General features: G+C 48.8%; 16 protein-coding genes and 1 riboswitch. Of the genes, 15 read left to right on the top strand and 1 reads right to left on the bottom strand.

Annotation, left to right across the window (positions count from 1 at the left end; all coding sequences use genetic code 11):
• Positions 1-40: 40 nt before the first annotated feature.
• The 14 genes from VP504_RS24920 to ykgO all read left to right on the top strand — a co-directional run bounded on the left by VP504_RS24920 (position 41) and on the right by ykgO (position 14,101).
• The gene (locus VP504_RS24920) at positions 41-346 is read left to right on the top strand and encodes a DUF6482 family protein (RefSeq protein WP_325894695.1); all 306 of its coding nucleotides are present in this window, start codon (positions 41-43) and stop codon (positions 344-346) included.
• 78 nt (positions 347-424) lie between these two features.
• On the top strand, positions 425-1,729 hold the full coding sequence (locus tag VP504_RS24915) for a mechanosensitive ion channel family protein (protein ID WP_325894694.1): 1,305 nt from the start codon (positions 425-427) through the stop codon (positions 1,727-1,729).
• A gap of 67 nt (positions 1,730-1,796) precedes the next feature.
• Complete coding sequence (locus VP504_RS24910) at positions 1,797-2,213, top strand: GNAT family N-acetyltransferase (protein WP_325894693.1); 417 nt, start codon at positions 1,797-1,799, stop codon at positions 2,211-2,213.
• Between the two features lie 125 nt (positions 2,214-2,338).
• Complete coding sequence (locus VP504_RS24905; RefSeq protein ID WP_325894692.1) at positions 2,339-2,617, top strand: hypothetical protein; 279 nt, start codon at positions 2,339-2,341, stop codon at positions 2,615-2,617.
• 546 nt (positions 2,618-3,163) lie between these two features.
• Positions 3,164-3,289: riboswitch (guanidine-I (ykkC/yxkD leader) on the top strand.
• A 56-nt stretch (positions 3,290-3,345) separates the two neighbouring features.
• Complete coding sequence (locus VP504_RS24900; RefSeq protein WP_325894691.1) at positions 3,346-4,431, top strand: putative urea ABC transporter substrate-binding protein; 1,086 nt, start codon at positions 3,346-3,348, stop codon at positions 4,429-4,431.
• Positions 4,432-4,440: 9 nt separating this feature from the next.
• Complete coding sequence (locus VP504_RS24895; RefSeq protein ID WP_002542470.1) at positions 4,441-5,265, top strand: ABC transporter permease; 825 nt, start codon at positions 4,441-4,443, stop codon at positions 5,263-5,265.
• Between the two features lie 2 nt (positions 5,266-5,267).
• Entirely contained in the window at positions 5,268-6,059 is a 792-nt protein-coding gene (locus VP504_RS24890; RefSeq protein WP_325894690.1) for an ABC transporter ATP-binding protein, read from the top strand.
• Positions 6,060-6,097: 38 nt separating this feature from the next.
• Positions 6,098-6,823 carry an urea amidolyase associated protein UAAP1 gene (locus VP504_RS24885; protein ID WP_325894689.1) on the top strand — a complete coding sequence of 242 codons (726 nt, stop codon included), beginning with the start codon at positions 6,098-6,100 and terminating at the stop codon, positions 6,821-6,823.
• Between the two features lie 10 nt (positions 6,824-6,833).
• Positions 6,834-7,478: an urea amidolyase associated protein UAAP2 gene (locus tag VP504_RS24880; RefSeq protein ID WP_325894688.1), complete on the top strand. Its 645-nt coding sequence runs from the start codon at positions 6,834-6,836 to the stop codon at positions 7,476-7,478.
• Between the two features lie 124 nt (positions 7,479-7,602).
• A complete protein-coding gene (uca, locus tag VP504_RS24875) occupies positions 7,603-11,235 on the top strand; it encodes an urea carboxylase (RefSeq protein ID WP_325894687.1) in 3,633 nt (1,210 codons plus the stop codon).
• Positions 11,236-12,990 (top strand): allophanate hydrolase, encoded by a 1,755-nt coding sequence (atzF, locus tag VP504_RS24870; protein WP_325894686.1) that lies wholly within the window; start codon positions 11,236-11,238, stop codon positions 12,988-12,990.
• A gap of 96 nt (positions 12,991-13,086) precedes the next feature.
• Positions 13,087-13,503: a DUF4156 domain-containing protein gene (locus VP504_RS24865; protein WP_325894685.1), complete on the top strand. Its 417-nt coding sequence runs from the start codon at positions 13,087-13,089 to the stop codon at positions 13,501-13,503.
• A gap of 190 nt (positions 13,504-13,693) precedes the next feature.
• Complete coding sequence (locus VP504_RS24860; RefSeq protein ID WP_002542462.1) at positions 13,694-13,954, top strand: type B 50S ribosomal protein L31; 261 nt, start codon at positions 13,694-13,696, stop codon at positions 13,952-13,954.
• Positions 13,955-13,957: 3 nt separating this feature from the next.
• A complete protein-coding gene (gene ykgO / locus VP504_RS24855) occupies positions 13,958-14,101 on the top strand; it encodes a type B 50S ribosomal protein L36 (protein WP_002542461.1) in 144 nt (47 codons plus the stop codon).
• Between the two features lie 86 nt (positions 14,102-14,187).
• Here ykgO and VP504_RS24850 read toward each other — a convergent pair whose 3' ends face one another.
• Positions 14,188-15,339 (bottom strand): aminotransferase-like domain-containing protein, encoded by a 1,152-nt coding sequence (locus VP504_RS24850; RefSeq protein WP_325894684.1) that lies wholly within the window; start codon positions 15,337-15,339, stop codon positions 14,188-14,190.
• Between the two features lie 130 nt (positions 15,340-15,469).
• Between VP504_RS24850 and VP504_RS24845 the strand changes: the two genes are divergently transcribed.
• Positions 15,470-16,339 carry an AraC family transcriptional regulator gene (locus VP504_RS24845; RefSeq protein ID WP_325894683.1) on the top strand — a complete coding sequence of 290 codons (870 nt, stop codon included), beginning with the start codon at positions 15,470-15,472 and terminating at the stop codon, positions 16,337-16,339.
• Positions 16,340-16,412: the final 73 nt, after the last annotated feature.

The raw sequence follows: 16,412 nt of genomic DNA, 5'->3' as shown, positions 1-16,412 counted from the left end.
AAGTCCCTCGTAACCTTGTTGTTGATTACAGGAGGCCGCCATGAAAACACCACTCACCAAACTCGAAAAATACTTTGTTATCGATAAGTTGATTATCCATTCTCTGGATCTGTGTTTATACCAAGCCTCTGTCATCATTGATGAGGAAGAGCACTTTGTGTGTTATGACGACGGTAACTTCCTTCGAACCCATTCGCTGATTGAAATTCAAAAGTGCTGTAAAAACCTAAAAGCGAAGGAAATGGTTCTCCGTCACGAAAGCGCGTATGACGAAATGGTGGGAGCACCAGCCAAAGGTGAAAGCAATGCCTTGGAAGTGCCTTTAAAGGACTGCGGACTTTACTGACCCCTGTATCAAAACTGCCTCACCGGATCGGAAACCTGACTGATACGCTCAATCATGTCAGTAGAGGGAATCCGGCAAATGTTAGATCATGGTGTTCGTAAATACGTTTCAGAGAAATTATCTCAGATTGGGCTCGACAGTGACCCTTATGGTGCAGAACCCACTCTGGTCTTTATCATGGCTGCAATCGGCATTTCAGCCATCAGCTACCTGATCGTCCATCGGATTATTGTTCGCTACGTTAACCTTGCGATCAGTAAAAACAAGCAATCCTGGGCGAACAGCATGACCAAACACGAAGTGTTAGAAAAGCTGGCTGCTCTTGTGCCGGTAATGATTCTGGATGTGTTGGTTCCTCCCATATTGACGCATCACCCTCTGCTCGCGACGATGTCAGATCGCTGCCTTGGCATTGCTGTTATCGTAATGTTTATTTGGATGATGTTTGCGCTTTTGGACGCGCTTCATGACATTGCCTATTTCAAGGGCATCAGCCGTCGAATGCCTATCAAAAGCTTTGTTCAGCTTATTAAGTTGTTTACCTTCTTCGTCGGTATTGTGATTTGTATTTCCATTCTTGCGAACGAATCGCCAATCATCTTCCTGAGCGGACTGGGCGTCGCGACAGGTTTGGTTATGTTGGTTTTTAAAGACACCATTCTGGGATTTGTCGCTGGTATTCAGCTTTCCGCCAACCGAATGGTAAGTCTAAACGATTGGATTCAGATGGAGGAATACGGTGCGAGTGGGACAGTCGAGGAGATCTCTCTGACAACGGTGAAAGTACGTAATTTCGATAATACCATAAGCATGCTTCCAGCCTACGCGCTAGTACAGAGCGCATTTATCAACTGGCAGGGGATGTCCGATTCGGGTGGCCGCCGTATTAAACGTTCTGTACATATCGATCTGACGTCGATTCGTTTCCTGACGGAAGAAGAAATTGACTCACTGAAGGAAATCCGGATCCTGCGGGAATTTCTGTTCGAGAAAGCGCGAGAAATTAAAGAGTTCAATGAGAGTTTCGAAGATGTTCACCACGTGGCGAATCTACGCCAAATGACTAATGTTGGGGTATTTCGCGCGTATCTTGCCGTTTACCTTCGCGCACACAAGGATATTCACAATTACATGACGTGTATGGTGCGCCAATTGGAACCCACCGCGGAAGGTTTGCCGCTTCAGGTTTATGCCTTTGTGAACAACACGGACTGGGTCTTCTATGAAGGCGTGCAGGCAGACATCTTCGACCATATCTACGCCATCATGCCGATGTTTGGTTTGCGAGCCTTCCAGTCATTTGGTGGCCATGATGCAGTCAATATCGGATTGGGTAGTCAACAGAATAATGCTGCGCCGGTTGGTGACCAGATAGGACAGTAGCTCTCCACTCACAAGATCTGCTTTTCATGGTAAGGTGTTGCCAGGTGTCTTGATTTGGAAAACCGAAATGGAAATTAGACACATCAGCTGGCAGGAAACAATCGACATTCGCCATAAAGTGTTGTGGCCAAATAACCCCCCTGAGTTTTGTAAAGCGGAAGGGGACGATGAAGCGCTTCATCTGGGCGCTTACGTCAATGAGGAGTTGGTTTGTGTAGCGTCGTTGTTCTTCGACAGTGATGTGGTGCGCTTGCGAAAATTTGCTGCATTACCAGCGACTCAAGGCCAAGGTGTCGGTTCTACGGTACTGAAGGCGGCGTTCAAAGAAATGAAGGCACGAGATGTATCAATCTTCTGGTGTGATGCACGTGAAGCCGCCATGGGGATATACAGGAAATTTGGTATGAAACCGGAAGGTGAACGTTTTTACAAAGGCGACATTCCTTACTTCAAAATGGCGATAAACCTCGCAAAACGCCCCTAACTATGTGCCATGTCCCACACCGAGAGAAAGAGCGTTTGAATCCAATTCCGTACGGTATATTCTTTAGTTTCCGCGTATGAAACATACGAATCTTCAAAGATTTACTCGAAGGGCAAGCAATTACGATGGGTACATTCTGGGGTAAAGTGAACGACTCCCTTGCGAAATCGCTTAATGATTTTTCTGAGTATCGTGGACGGGTTTGGATTGTGAGTATTCGAGAGAATCAACTGCTGAATGATTCTGTAATCGTCTCTGAAGACTCTTTCCGTGAACCTATGGATTGGATGGTTGACCAAGGCTACCCCGATGATGCTCTCGAAGAACTGGAATACCTCAAGTTATCTCAATCTATCAGTGTTACGGTCGGTGATGTAGAACACTGCATTATGCGCGTGAAATGATACGATGAAACAGCGAAAACCCCTCTGAAATCAAAGTGCAAAGTCGGTGCATCTTCTGCACTGATGGTGAACAATCCGATCAGCATTTAATTGCTTTTAACTAAATAAATTCATTTAAAACAATCAAATAAAAAACTGGCAAGGTGATTGCTGTTAAGAGAATGGCGTGCGTATGCAGAATGACTGCAGACGTTACGTTTACTCCTTGCTGTCGTTGTTCGTTTCTCTGTCCTATCGATCCTCCGTTGGTTGGACAGGGAAACATTTTTTTATCGGCATCCCACAACTTCAAATTTTTTACCTTCCGTGAGCTTTCATCCGAATTCATTTAAATGTGGTTTGCTTATGTCTGCTATTTCCTAAGGGCTAACTTGGATCAAAACAGTGCAATTGTGCACCCAATCTGTTCGTTTCTTTTGGGAAAAAATCGAAACTGCAAGTAATTTTCAATAAATACAGCAATATAAGAAATTGGCAAGCACATTGCTTGCAATATTATCAGTAACGCACCAAAGATGTATCGTTCGAAAGCGTTCTGACAATTTGAAAATAGACAACTAGGGTTCCGATGCTGACAAGGAAAAGCATGCCTGGTCCGAGAGTTGTCAACCTCACCTAAATCAGCGCGAAGCTGACTAAGAGGTCACACGGAGGGATAAAAGCCCGGGAGATTCGTTTGATATCTCTTTGGTGCCGTCGGTTCGTGAAAACTCAAGGTAGAGGTAGTTATGAAGTTATATTCTTCCGTTCTTCGCAAAATTTCCACTCGTCTGGCGCTTGCCGCCACATTATGTCTCACTCTGATCTCAGGCCCAGCGCTCGCTGAAGATAAGCCAACATTTCGTTTGGCTTGGTCAATCTACGTTGGTTGGGTGCCGTGGGATTACGGTAACAGTGAAGGCATTATCAAGAAATGGGCTGACAAGTACGGTATAGAAATCGAAGTTGTTCAGGTCAATGACTACATCGAGTCGATCAACCAATACACCGCGGGTGCATTTGATGCGACAGTGATGACCAACATGGATGCACTGACCATTCCTGCCGCGAGCGGCGTTGATTCAACGGCACTTATCGTCGGTGACTTCTCAAACGGTAACGACGGCATCGTGCTGAAAGATACCGCTGAGCTGGCCGATATCAAAGGCCAACGCGTCAACCTGGTTGAACTGAGTGTCTCGCATTACTTGCTGGCGCGAGCGCTTGAAAGTGTCGGCATGTCTGAGCGCGACGTGACTGTGGTAAACACCGCTGATGCGGACTTGGTGTCGGCGTTTGCCACAAAAGACGTGACCTCCGTAACCACGTGGAACCCGCTGCTGGCAGAGATTGTATCTATGCCAAACGCATCAAAAGTATTCGACTCTTCTCAAATCCCCGGTGAAATCATCGACCTTCTGGTGGTAAACAGCGACACCCTGGCGCAGAACCCAGAACTGGGTAAAGCCCTGACGGGTGCTTGGTATGAAATCATGAGCCAGATGCAGATGGACGACGAAGTCGGCACCAAAGCGCTGGAGTTTATGGCGGCATCTTCTGGTACTGATTTGGCTGGTTACAAAGCTCAGTTGGATTCAACCAAAATGTTCTACCAACCAGCAGATGCAGTGACCTTCACTGAGTCTGAAACATTGAAAGACACCATGGGTAAAGTGGCTGAGTTCTCATTTAAGCATGGTTTACTGGGTGAAGGCGCGCCTGATGCGGGCTTTATCGGTATTGAAACCCCTGCGGGTGTGTTCGGCGACAGCAGCAATGTTCTGCTTCGATTCAATCCAACCTTTATGGATATGGCAGCGAAAGGCGAGCTGTAAGGCGGGCTTATGACGCGAATTATTAACCTAAAGCCGTCGCCATTTGGTCGCTCGGTTCTAGCTTGCCTGCCGTTTGTGCTTCTGATCGCCGCCTATTTGGTGGCATCAGATGCCCGCTTAGCAGAAAACCCTAACGATAAACTGCTCCCGTCATTTGCCAGCATTGCCGATGGTATTGAGCGTATGGCGTTTGAACCCAGCCGTCGAACCGGAGAGTTTCTCCTATGGGTCGACACCTGGGCGAGCTTGGAACGTCTATGCCTCGGTGTGGGTATCAGTGCGCTGTTGGCGCTGGTGGTGGGTGTGGCGAACGGCATGATCCCCTATGTACGGGCGCCACTGTCTCCGATGGTCAGAGCAATGTCTCTGATCCCTCCGATGGCGATCCTTCCGATTTTGTTTATTGCGCTTGGTTTAGGCGAGCTTTCTAAAGTGGTGCTGATTGTCATTGGTATTACTCCAATGATGATCCGCGATTTGCAGCTTCGAACAGAAAGCCTTCCGAGCGAACAAATCATCAAGGCGCAAACACTGGGGGCGAATTCATGGACCTTGCTGGTTCGGGTGGTGTTACCTCAGGTAATGCCTCGCCTTATCGAAGCAGTGCGGTTGACGCTTGGCAGTGCGTGGCTATTCCTTATTGCCGCAGAGGCGATTGCCTCCACTGAAGGTCTTGGCTATCGCATCTTCCTCATCCGCCGCTATCTGGCGATGGATGTGATTCTGCCTTACGTCGTCTGGATCACCATTCTTGCCTTCCTGATGGATTGGCTGCTGCAAAAACTCTCCGCTAAATGCTACCCGTGGTTCCACGCGACTCAGGGAGGGAAATGATTATGGACAACTCAAATACACCCATTATCGAAGCCAAAAATGTCTGGAAAGAATATGGCGACCATGTGGTGCTGGAACGTCTGAACCTGAAAGTGATGCAGGGGGATTTCATCAGCATCCTTGGTACTTCGGGTTGTGGTAAATCCACCTTTCTGAACATGTTGCTCGGCACTCAGGCACCTTCACGCGGTGAGCTGCTTTTGGATGGAAAGCCTTTGAGCTCGGAACCTGGCCCTGAACGCGGCATCGTGTTCCAGAAATACTCAGTGTTTCCACATATGACGGCTTTGCAAAACGTCATGGTGGCTGACGAATTCGAAATGTCGAAAGTACTCGGAAAAGTGTGGGGGAGCAGCAAGGGCGAGCTGAAAGACCGCGCCATGGCACAGCTGGAAAGGTTGGGTCTCACACACGCTGCCAACAAGTATCCCGCTGAAATGTCAGGCGGGATGCAACAGCGTTTAGCGATTGCTCAAGCGTTGATGAAAAAGCCACGCATCCTGCTGTTAGACGAACCTTTCGGGGCACTGGATCCGGGTATTCGGAAAGATATGCATGTGCTGATCAACGATATTTGGCAGGAGCAAAACCTGACCATCTTTATGATCACCCACGACCTTCATGAAGGCTTCAAACTGGGTTCGCGTCTTTGGGTGTTCGATAAGCCAAGATTCGACCCACAAGAACCAGACCGTTATGGGTCGCAGGTGACGTTTGATATTCCGCTGAATGACTTAGGTCAGGAAGAGATCATCGCTTCAATACAGGCGAAAGAACAAAAGGAAGTGGCATAAGCCACCGGAAACCAGCTTCGACAGCAAAGGAGATAGCAATGACACTGAATAGCTTGTTTAAGCACAGTTACCAAGGCGGGCAGCATGGCTCGCTGGAAGTACCTGCTGGTTACAGCTTACGGTTTACCGCGAAAGACAGCGGCGCAAACCTAAGTTTGTTGATGTACAACCCGCGTAATACGTCAGAGCGCATCAACCTGCCGGACACGCTGAAATGCCAGCACACGTTTAAGCTCACCGCAGGCAACTGCGTGTATTCCGACATGGGGCGTATTTTCTGCTCCATTGTCCGTGATGACACAGGATGGATCGATAGCATTGGCGGCCTCAGCAACAGCCAACACGTCACCACAAAATGGGGCGCGCGCGATTATCAGCATCACCGTAACCTTTGGATGCAAAACGGTCACGATGCCATGTTGGTGGAAATGGCGAAGTTTGGATTGGGATTACGTGATGTCGCCGCACCGATGAATCTCTTCAGCAAAGTCTCCACGACTGATGACGGTGTGCTGGCATTTGATAGCGAAAACACCGGTGCAGGTGATGTGATTGAGCTTCGTTTTGAAATGGACACGGTTGTTCTGCTGAGCACCTGCCCACATCCGATGAATCCCTCTTCTACTTATCCGAGAACGGGTGTTGACGTCGAAATGGTGCGCGCTGAACCCCTCACAGAAGATGATGCTTGTTTGAATCACTGCGATGAAAACCGCCGTGGATTCGTCAACACCCGCCAATATCAACCGCAACTGATGGGATAAGGAGCCAGTCATGATTGTTGAAAGCCAACTTTGCACCCAGGAAGCCAAATTGAAAGAGGTTGTGGATGCTGGAGATTACTACTTCAAAGTCATGAAGCAGGGAGAGCGCATGCGCATTACCGATCTTGAAGGTAATCAGGCCGCGGACACCTTGTTTTATAACGCTAACAACACCGAAGAACGTTATTCGGCGATGGATACACTTCGCGAGCAAGGCAATGCCTACCTGACAGCAGGCTCAACGTTGTTATCAAATCTGAACAACCCGATGCTGGAAATTGTCGCGGATACTTGTGGTCGCCACGACACCTTGGGCGGCGCTTGTTCAACCGAGAGCAACACTGTGCGTTATGCGCATGAAAAGCGCTGCATGCACGCTTGTCGTGACTCCTGGTTGCTGGCAGTCACAGAAAACCCAGAGTATGGCCTGACCAAAAGAGATATCAGCCACAACGTGAACTTCTTTATGAATGTGCCAGTGACAGCGGAAGGCGGACTGACCTTCGCGGATGGCATCAGCGCGCCGGGTAAATATGTGGAGCTGGAAGCCAAAATGGACGTGATCGTGCTGATTTCTAACTGTCCACAGCTCAACAACCCTTGTAATGCCTATAACCCAACGCCGATTGAAGTGGCAGTGTGGGATGCAGCTTAACGCTGAGTACTAAGTAATACGTGCGACAACAAGGTTACCAAGGAGAGGTAAGGGACGACCCTTCACGCAGGAAATGCACCTCAGGTCTTTGTCCGGGACGACCCGGATAGATGAAGACAACGCTATGTTCAAAAAAATTCTTATCGCCAATCGTGGCGCCATCGCTTGCAGAATAATTCGAACGCTTGATGCCATGGGCATCGCAAGTGTGGCTGTTTACCACGAAGACGATGCAGGCAGCCTGCATACTCTTAACGCTTCAGAGGCCCACAGCTTAGGCGAGGGCAGTGCCGCTGAGACCTATCTCGATATCGACAAAATTCTTACCATCGCCAAACAAACGGGTGCCGAAGCGATTCATCCCGGCTATGGCTTTTTAAGTGAAAATCCAGAATTTGTGGCGGCCTGTGAACGTGAAAATATCGCCTTTCTTGGCCCAACCAGCGAGCAAATCAATCTTTTTGGTTTGAAACACACTGCCCGTGAACTGGCAGAGAAAGCCAATGTCCCTTTGTTGCCGGGTACGGGGTTGCTCGAAAGCGTGGAAGAAGCGCTTAGCAAGGCAGAAAAAATGGGTTATCCGGTCATGCTCAAAAGCACCGCTGGTGGCGGTGGTATCGGCATGCGCCTTTGTGAAAATACCGAACAGCTTCAGGATGCCTTTGAGGCAGTAAAACGTCTGGGTGAAGCCAACTTCAGCCATAGCGGTTTATTCATGGAGAAGTTCATTACCTCAGCCCGCCACATTGAAGTTCAGGTGATTGGTGACGGTGAAGGTAACGTGATTGCGTTGGGAGAGCGGGATTGTTCTGCACAGCGTCGTAACCAGAAAGTGATGGAAGAGACGCCGGCTCCCAATCTGAATGAAGAGACCCGCCAAGAGTTACAACAAACAGCTATTCGTCTTGCCGCGTCGGTGAACTACCGAAATGCGGGTACGGTTGAATTTATCCTCGACCAATCTACCCAACAGTTTTACTTCCTGGAGGTTAATACGCGACTTCAGGTTGAGCATGGTGTGACTGAGCTGATCTTTGGCGTGGACATTGTTCGTCTTATGGTAGAAATCGGCTGTGGTGAACACGCTGATCATTGGCAAGAGGCTCTGGACGTCAAACCAGCAGGACATGCTATTCAATTCCGTCTTTATGCCGAAGATCCAAACAAACAGTTTCTGCCATCAACCGGCTTAATCACTCAGTTAGATTTCCCAGAAGGTGTTCAGGGCAATGCGGTGAGTCAGGACGAGAATGGGGGCACGATACGCATTGATACTTGGGTGGAAGCGGGCGTGGAAGTCAGCCCATTTTTCGACCCGATGATTGCCAAAGTCATGGTGCATGAACCGTCAAGAGAACAAGCACTGGATAGGATCGCCAGCTTGCTGGAAAAAACTGCTCTCTATGGCATAGAAACCAACCTTGATTACCTTGCACAACTTTCCCGCATGCCTCGGGTGAAGCAGGGAGAAGTGCTGACATCGAGTCTGGCGTCATTTGATTATCAGCCTCATTCTATCGATGTTTTAAACAGCGGTACCCAAACCACCATTCAGGATTACCCCGGTCGCAGTGGCTATTGGCATGTTGGTATCCCGCCGTCTGGCCCCATGGATAACCTGAGTTTCCGTTTAGGTAACCAGTTATTGGGCAACGATGAAACCGCTTCAGGTTTGGAGGTCATTGCTAACGGACCCACCCTCAAGTTCAACGCTGACACCCAACTGGTGGTGACGGGTGCTGAATTGTCCGTCACGATTAATGGCGTTGAAGCGCCGATGTTTACCGTACTGGCAATATCGAAAGGCGATACCGTCGCGCTTGGCACGGTCCAAAACAAAGGGGCGAGGGCGTATCTATCAATCAAAGGTGGATTTGATTGCCCTGAATACCTTGGCAGCCGCTCGACATTTACTTTGGGCAAATTTGGCGGACATGCCGGCCGTGCATTGATGGCAGGAGATGTACTGCACCTCAATAGCACTCAATTGGATAAAAAACGCGTTGGCGAAGCATTGCCAGCTCCGGACCTTTCCATGACGCATACGCTGCGTGTTATTTATGGCCCGCACGGTGCGCCGGATTTCTTTACTAATGACGATATCCAATCGTTTTTTGATGCCGAATGGGAAGTTCACTTCAACTCAAGCCGCACGGGTGTGCGTTTAATTGGGCCAAAACCCGAGTGGGCGAGACCAGACGGTGGTGAAGCCGGGCTCCATCCTTCTAACATTCACGACAATGCTTACGCCGTCGGCACAGTGGATTTTACCGGTGATATGCCTGTGATTCTCGGGCCAGATGGCCCAAGTCTGGGCGGCTTTGTTTGTCCTGCCACAGTGATAAAAGCCGACCTTTGGAAGCTTGGACAATTGAAGGCGGGAGACAAAATCCGTTTTCAGGCGGTGTCTTTGGAGCATGCCGAGCGTGCGGAGCGTCATCAGTTAGCGGCGATTGGCATGTTGTCTTCGAAGGAGTTGGCATTGCCAAGTGCTTCAACCCGAATTTCTCCGGTATTGAAGGAAATCCCAGCGGAAAAATATGGCGAACAGGTAGTGTATCGCCCAAGTGGAGAAGATTTTCTGCTGGTGGAATATGGCCCACAAATGCTCGACGTGAAACTCCGCTTTCGTGTACATGCGTTGATGCTGGCGCTGGAAAAAATGGCGATTCCCGCCATTAAAGAACTGACCCCTGGTATTCGCTCGCTTCAGGTGCACTTCGATAATCTGCAAATCAGCAGTGAAGCAATACTCTCTCTGCTCGAAAAAGCAGAGGCGACCCTCGGCGACATCAGCACATTGGAAGTACCCTCCCGGGTCGTTCACTTGCCGCTTTCCTGGGATGACCCTTCCATCCAGTTAGCAATGAAAAAGTACAATGAAGTGGTGCGTCAAGACGCGCCATGGAGCCCGGACAATATTGAGTTCATCCGTCGTATCAACGGACTGGAAAGCAGAGAATCGGTGCAGGATATCGTGTTTGATGCGAGTTATCTGGTGATGGGCTTGGGTGATGTTTATCTTGGCGCACCTGTCGCGACACCGATGGACCCTCGCCACCGACTGGTGACAACGAAATATAACCCAGCGCGTACCTGGACGCCTGAAAATGCGGTGGGTATCGGTGGTGCTTACATGTGTGTATATGGCATGGAAGGGCCGGGCGGTTACCAGTTAATGGGGCGCACACTCCAGATGTGGAACCGATACAACCAGACCGAGGCATTTACTCAGCCTTGGCTATTACGCTTTTTCGACCAGATTCGCTTCTATCCTGTCTCGCCTGAAGAGCTCACTCAAATTCGCCGTGATTTTCCACGTGGCAAGTTTGATGTTCGCATTGAAGAAACCCGTTTCGGTCTCGCTGAATACGAGGCCATGCTGGCGAAAGAAAGTGAGTCTATTAGCGCGTTTAAAACTCAACAGCAAGCTGCGTTTGACGCAGAGCGTCAGCGTTGGGAAGAGACGGGACAGGCGAACTTTGTTGCCGAAGTCGTGGACAACGCAGAGACAAGCCTCGAAGTGCTCGAAACCGGCCAGTTTCCAGTGACCGCTCAGTTGGCAGGTAATGTGTGGCAACTGCTGGCTAAACCCGGCGATACCATCGAAGTGGGGCAGCCACTGCTTATCGTTGAATCAATGAAAATGGAAATAGAAGTGACAGCGTCACAATCAGGGCGCGTGGTTCGAATGTCTAGAAGCGAAGGGGAGCAAATTCGCGCCGGACAAACACTGTTAATCATGGAGCAAATCTAAATGGAATTTACGTCAATTCAACAACTGTTGGCGGCTTATCAGTCAGGTGACATCACGCCGGCAGATTATCTCTATTCCCAGTGGAAAAAAGCGCAAAACGATCAGCATAACTGCTGGATAAGCCTGATCAGCGAAGCGCAATTGGATGGCTACCTCAAAGCGTTGAGAAACCACAAGCCGGAAAATAAGCCGCTTTATGGTGTGCCATTTGCCATTAAAGACAACATCGATCTGGCGGGATTACAAACGACAGCAGCTTGCAAAGAATTTGCCTACACACCGGGTCAATCCGCGTTTGTGGTGCAGGCCTTAATCGAGGCGGGCGCGGTGCCATTGGGTAAAACCAACCTCGACCAGTTCGCGACAGGGTTAAACGGCACACGCAGCCCATTCGGTGCCTGTAAGAACAGCATTGACCCAGCATACGTTTCTGGTGGTTCAAGCTCCGGCAGCGCAGTTTCTGTTGCTCTTGGTCAGGTCATGTTTTCTTTGGGCACGGACACTGCAGGTTCAGGCCGGATACCTGCTGCTTTTAACCGTTTGATAGGCATGAAAGCGAGTATTGGACGGATCAGCTGCCGTGGTGTGGTTCCAGCATGTAAAACGCTTGATTGCGTGACATTGTTTGCGCACAGCGTTGAAGACATTGAATACCTGCTGCCTATCGCTGGGCAGTATGATGCGGGTGACGCTTACGCCCGTGACTTTTCTGAGTCTGATGCTGACATCGTTTATCTTTCTGATGCCGTCAGGATTGGTGTACCTAAGACAGAGAACCTGGAGTTCTTTGGTAATGCGGACTTCCAGCGTCGGTTTGAGATGAGTAAAGAGAAGTTAGCGACAAATGGTGCTGAGCTGGTGGAGATGGACATTCAGGATTTCCTGGATGCTGCGACCTTGCTTTATCAGGGGCCTTGGGTAGCAGAGCGTTATGCCGCCATAGAAGGCTTTTTCGATGAGCATGAAACGCAATGTGAACCGACGATTCAGGCGATCCTTGGCAGCGCTGCCAAGTTTTCGGCGGTGGATGCGTTCAATGCTCAGTATCAATTGAAAACGCTGAAAAAGCGCTGTGATGCCAAGCTGAAAATCGTTGATGCAGTCATCGTTCCGACGTCTGGGACGATTTACACCATCGAAGAAATGCTTGATGACCCCATCCAGAAAAATACGGACTTTGGTTATTACACCAACTTCATGAACCTTCTGGATTATGCTGCGATTGCGATTCCGGCGGATGACGAAACGGAGCAGATGCCATTTGGCATTACGCTGTTTTCTGACCAAGGCAGTGAATCCAAGCTGCTTGACCTAGCTAAAGCTTATGCCGCCAACAAAGCCGTTTCGGTGGGTGAGTCGATTGATGAAACCATGGTCATTGCCGTTTGTGGCGCTCACATGGAAGGTTTGCCGCTGAACCATCAACTCAAGGATCGTCACGCTAGCTTTATCGATAAACGCCGCAGTGCACCAAGTTACCGTTTCTATGCGCTGGCAGGCGAAGGCCCAAAACGCCCTGGCATGGTTCGCGTGAACGACGCTGGCGTGAGCATTGAAATGGAGCTTTGGGAAGTGCCGACATCCCGCGTGGGTGATTTTCTCGCAGGCATTCCAAGCCCGTTGGGGTTGGGCAAAGTTGAGTTAGATGATGGTACCTGGGTGACTGGGTTTATCTGTCAGGCATCTGCTATTGAAGGCGCAAAAGACATTTCATCCCATGGAAGCTGGCGTTTGTATCTGACTAACAATAGCTAGCTAGAAAAGCAGGCCGTAAAGCCTGCTTTTTTTGTTTGCTTTTGGCTCGCTGGGAGATACACTCCGCGCCCTTGAACTTTGAGAGACTCATTGTGAATGAAAAAGGTAATGCTGAGTGTGGCGCTGGCGTCAGCGACACTGCTTTCAGGTTGTGTAACGTTTCCAACGCAACAATCTGAACAAGTGAAAGTCATCTGGGACGATGTAAATGCCATTCAGGGATGTGAACACAAAGGCACAGTGATCGGCTCTGAAGGCCATTTTTACGACTATTGGCTGCATGCTGACAAAGACATGGTTTGGGGAACCTTAAACCAAATGCGTATTCAAGCGGCAGACAAAGGTGCGAACGTCTTGTACTTGTATCAGCCATTTGGTTTCTCCTCTTCAGTAACCATGTTTGGTAATGCCTACGCCTGTGAAAATGCCGCTGATATCGAGGAAACGATGGCTGATTCAGACGCCGTTGAGATCGAAGTAAGCAACGAACTAGAAGCGTCTGAAACGCCGTAATTCGGCTATCTTCAGAGGTATTTTAAAAGGTCGCGGTTACTCACCGTGGCCTTTTTTGTATCCTCGATTTCACGTACCTCTCTGAAAACATTCGTACCACTCCTTATGCAAATGATAATGATTAGTATTTGACTCAATGAATTTAAATGTTATGTTATAACGTAGCAATCATGAGTTGGAGGGCATTATCATGAAACCAGGTATCCATCCTGAATACAGGACTGTGGCGTTCCACGACACAGGCGCAAACGAATACATTCTTGTCGGTTCGACAGTACAAACCAAACGTACGGTGGAGTTGGATGGCAAAACCTATCCCTATGTGACGCTGGATGTTTCATCGCATTCGCATCCTTTCTATACCGGTAAACAAAAAATGGCGAAGCAAGATGGTCGCGTGGCGCGATTCAATCAACGCTTTGGTGGCAAAAACCTGAAGGCAGGGAAGTAAACGATGCAAGTATTGAGTTCACTGAAAAGTGCAAAGAACCGAAGCAAAGATTGTCAGGTGGTGAAACGTCGTGGACGTCTCTATGTGATTTGCAAATCCAATCCGCGCTTCAAAGCGGTTCAGGGAAAAGTGAAAAAGAAGAAGTAGTGCAATCAAATGTACGTTTTTTGGCTTAAAAAGCCTGAATCCAAAAGGGTTCAGGCTTTTTCTCTGTGTCGGCTACATTGCTAGGATCAAATTGCTTTGGCTAGCCCGTTCGCTAATCGACTTACCGCTTCAGCCAATTCTGATGGTGTTGCGTTAGTGAAGTTCAGACGGAGCGCCGCTTTTGCTGTCTCGGGTTGTGGATAGAAAACAGGGCTTGGCACCACAGCAACGCCATCTTTCAGTAACTCTTTCGCCAATTTGAAGGTGTCGCAGTTTGGTAGAGTGACCCAAACAAACATGCCACCATCGACGGGCTTAATATCACAACCCTCCGGCAGTCTATCTTGCAACTCTGAATACAGGGTTTCGTAACGCGATTTGTAAAGAGCTCGAATAGTATCAATGTGATAGTCAAAGTTGTCGTGTTTGAGAAGACCCAATAGCAATGCCTGCATTGGCACACTGGAGTGAAGATCTGCGCCTTGTTTGATTTTGATAAGCGGTTCCAGGTAGCTGCGTTTGCCGCTCACTATCCCCACGCGCAATCCTGGTGATGCAATTTTAGAGAAGGAACGGAGCACGATAGAGTGCTGTGGACAAAAGTCAGAAACCAGTGGAATCGGCTTGCCTGAAAAACGCAATTCACGGTAAGGGGCGTCTTCAATCAGTGCAACATTGTATTGCTCGCAAAGCGCCGCCACTTGTTTGCGGGTTTCTAATGACCAACAAACACCGGTTGGGTTGTGGAAGTCTGGTACTGCATAGAACATTTTTGGAGATTGCTCATAAAACACGGTGCGCAGCGCTTCGATGTCAGGGCCATACTCGGTTTGTGGAACAGTGACGATATCTGCCTGCACCAGACCGAATACCTGCATTGCACCCAGATAGCTAGGTGCTTCCATCACTACTTTATCGCCAGGGTTAACGTAAGCGCGGGCAATCAGGTCTAACCCCTGCTGAGAACCCGTGCAAGCCATAGCAATATGTGTATCAGGCAATTGGAAGTAATCAGTCAGAAAATTTAGTAGTGGGGGGTAACCCGCTGTAGCACCATACTGAAAGACTTCCGGCATATCAGAAAGATTTTCCAGAGTCGGCTTCATCAGATCGATGGGAAAGGTCTTTTCATCAGGCAGGCCACCTGCCAGTGAAATAACATTCTTATCTGACGCAGCAGCAAGAATTTCACGAATGTATGACGATGGGGTCTGTTGAAGAGACTTAGCGATTTCCATGTTTGCACCTGATTGAGTTTTTATTATTCATTCCGCCGACAATGGGGATACCAATCATCTTACTCCTCGTTGATTGTTTTAGTATGTCCATTTATGCTCTTAAACATGTCTATTTATGCTATTTCCAATAATGAGCCAACAGCATATTTCGCGCATCAATGATGTGCTCTATTACATCCACAAAGATATCAGCCGTGATTTACCCGCAAGAGAACTTGCTGATGTGGCCGCGTATTCAGAGCAACATTTTCACCGCATCTTCAAAAGCGTGGTGGGCGAATCGATTCATCAGTACATTCGACGTACACGTATGGAATACGCTGCAAACCAGCTGATGTTTGACGCAGGATCATCTGTGCTTGAGATTGCCAATAAATGTGGCTTTAACTCGGTGTCTTCCTTCAGTCGTGCGTTCAAAGCCACGTTTCATGTCGCACCGGGGGAGTGGCGAAGGCATGAGCTGGAAGGTGACGAAAAGCCTTACTTACGTGACCCAGAAGTGGCGGCGGGTTATCACAGAGTCTCAACCCGACAACTACCGGAACCCAAAATCGTAGAAGTGCCAGAGCGTTTCGCAGCATATGTTCGTCATGTTGGTTATAACCGCTCTATCAAGAACGCTTGGCGGGTGATTAAAGCTTGGGCGAACGAAGAAGGACGAGATGACACTATTCAGTTTGGCTTGCATCACTCAAACCCAGCATGGGTTGAGTTGGATAAATGTCGCTATGTGGCCTGCATTGCCATTGATAAGCCCATAAAAGTACGGGCGGTAGTCAACCAGTTGGTGATTCCGGGCGGATTACACGCGGTATTCCGACTGAAAGGTGTTTATGGCGAATTACTGCCACAAATTAGTAAGGTGTTGGAGCAGTGGCTTCCTGCTTCTGGCTTCAAACTGAATTCAACGCCCGCGTACGTGCACTATCACAAGAATCATTTTCTCAATGAAGACGAACGGTTCGAACTAGATTTTTATCTACCAATCAGCTTTTACTAGACGTGATGCAGTTTACAGAAAGCCGCCAAGCATGGCGGCTTTCTACTATTATTTTTGTCTCTTGTATAAGTTA

It is taken from the genome of Grimontia sp. NTOU-MAR1 (assembly GCF_035758505.1).
Lineage (GTDB): Bacteria > Pseudomonadota > Gammaproteobacteria > Enterobacterales > Vibrionaceae > Enterovibrio > Enterovibrio marinus.
The sequence above is the reverse complement of the archived record's forward strand: the minus strand, read 5'-3'. Positions and strand labels throughout refer to the sequence as shown.

Excerpts from the sequence above, each read along its gene's own strand:
- VP504_RS24895 (WP_002542470.1), top strand. The coding sequence starts at position 4,441 with ATGACGCGAATTATTAACCTAAAGCCGTCGCCATTTGGTCGCTCGGTT.
- VP504_RS24845 (WP_325894683.1), top strand. The coding sequence starts at position 15,470 with ATGAGCCAACAGCATATTTCGCGCATCAATGATGTGCTCTATTACATC.
- VP504_RS24860 (WP_002542462.1), top strand. The coding sequence starts at position 13,694 with ATGAAACCAGGTATCCATCCTGAATACAGGACTGTGGCGTTCCACGAC.
- VP504_RS24920 (WP_325894695.1), top strand. The coding sequence starts at position 41 with ATGAAAACACCACTCACCAAACTCGAAAAATACTTTGTTATCGATAAG.
- VP504_RS24880 (WP_325894688.1), top strand. The coding sequence starts at position 6,834 with ATGATTGTTGAAAGCCAACTTTGCACCCAGGAAGCCAAATTGAAAGAG.
- VP504_RS24865 (WP_325894685.1), top strand. The coding sequence starts at position 13,087 with ATGAAAAAGGTAATGCTGAGTGTGGCGCTGGCGTCAGCGACACTGCTT.
- VP504_RS24910 (WP_325894693.1), top strand. The coding sequence starts at position 1,797 with ATGGAAATTAGACACATCAGCTGGCAGGAAACAATCGACATTCGCCAT.
- VP504_RS24905 (WP_325894692.1), top strand. The coding sequence starts at position 2,339 with ATGGGTACATTCTGGGGTAAAGTGAACGACTCCCTTGCGAAATCGCTT.
- VP504_RS24900 (WP_325894691.1), top strand. The coding sequence starts at position 3,346 with ATGAAGTTATATTCTTCCGTTCTTCGCAAAATTTCCACTCGTCTGGCG.
- uca (WP_325894687.1), top strand. The coding sequence starts at position 7,603 with ATGTTCAAAAAAATTCTTATCGCCAATCGTGGCGCCATCGCTTGCAGA.
- atzF (WP_325894686.1), top strand. The coding sequence starts at position 11,236 with ATGGAATTTACGTCAATTCAACAACTGTTGGCGGCTTATCAGTCAGGT.
- VP504_RS24915 (WP_325894694.1), top strand. The coding sequence starts at position 425 with ATGTTAGATCATGGTGTTCGTAAATACGTTTCAGAGAAATTATCTCAG.
- ykgO (WP_002542461.1), top strand. The coding sequence starts at position 13,958 with ATGCAAGTATTGAGTTCACTGAAAAGTGCAAAGAACCGAAGCAAAGAT.
- VP504_RS24850 (WP_325894684.1), bottom strand. The coding sequence starts at position 15,339 with ATGGAAATCGCTAAGTCTCTTCAACAGACCCCATCGTCATACATTCGT.
- VP504_RS24885 (WP_325894689.1), top strand. The coding sequence starts at position 6,098 with ATGACACTGAATAGCTTGTTTAAGCACAGTTACCAAGGCGGGCAGCAT.
- VP504_RS24890 (WP_325894690.1), top strand. The coding sequence starts at position 5,268 with ATGGACAACTCAAATACACCCATTATCGAAGCCAAAAATGTCTGGAAA.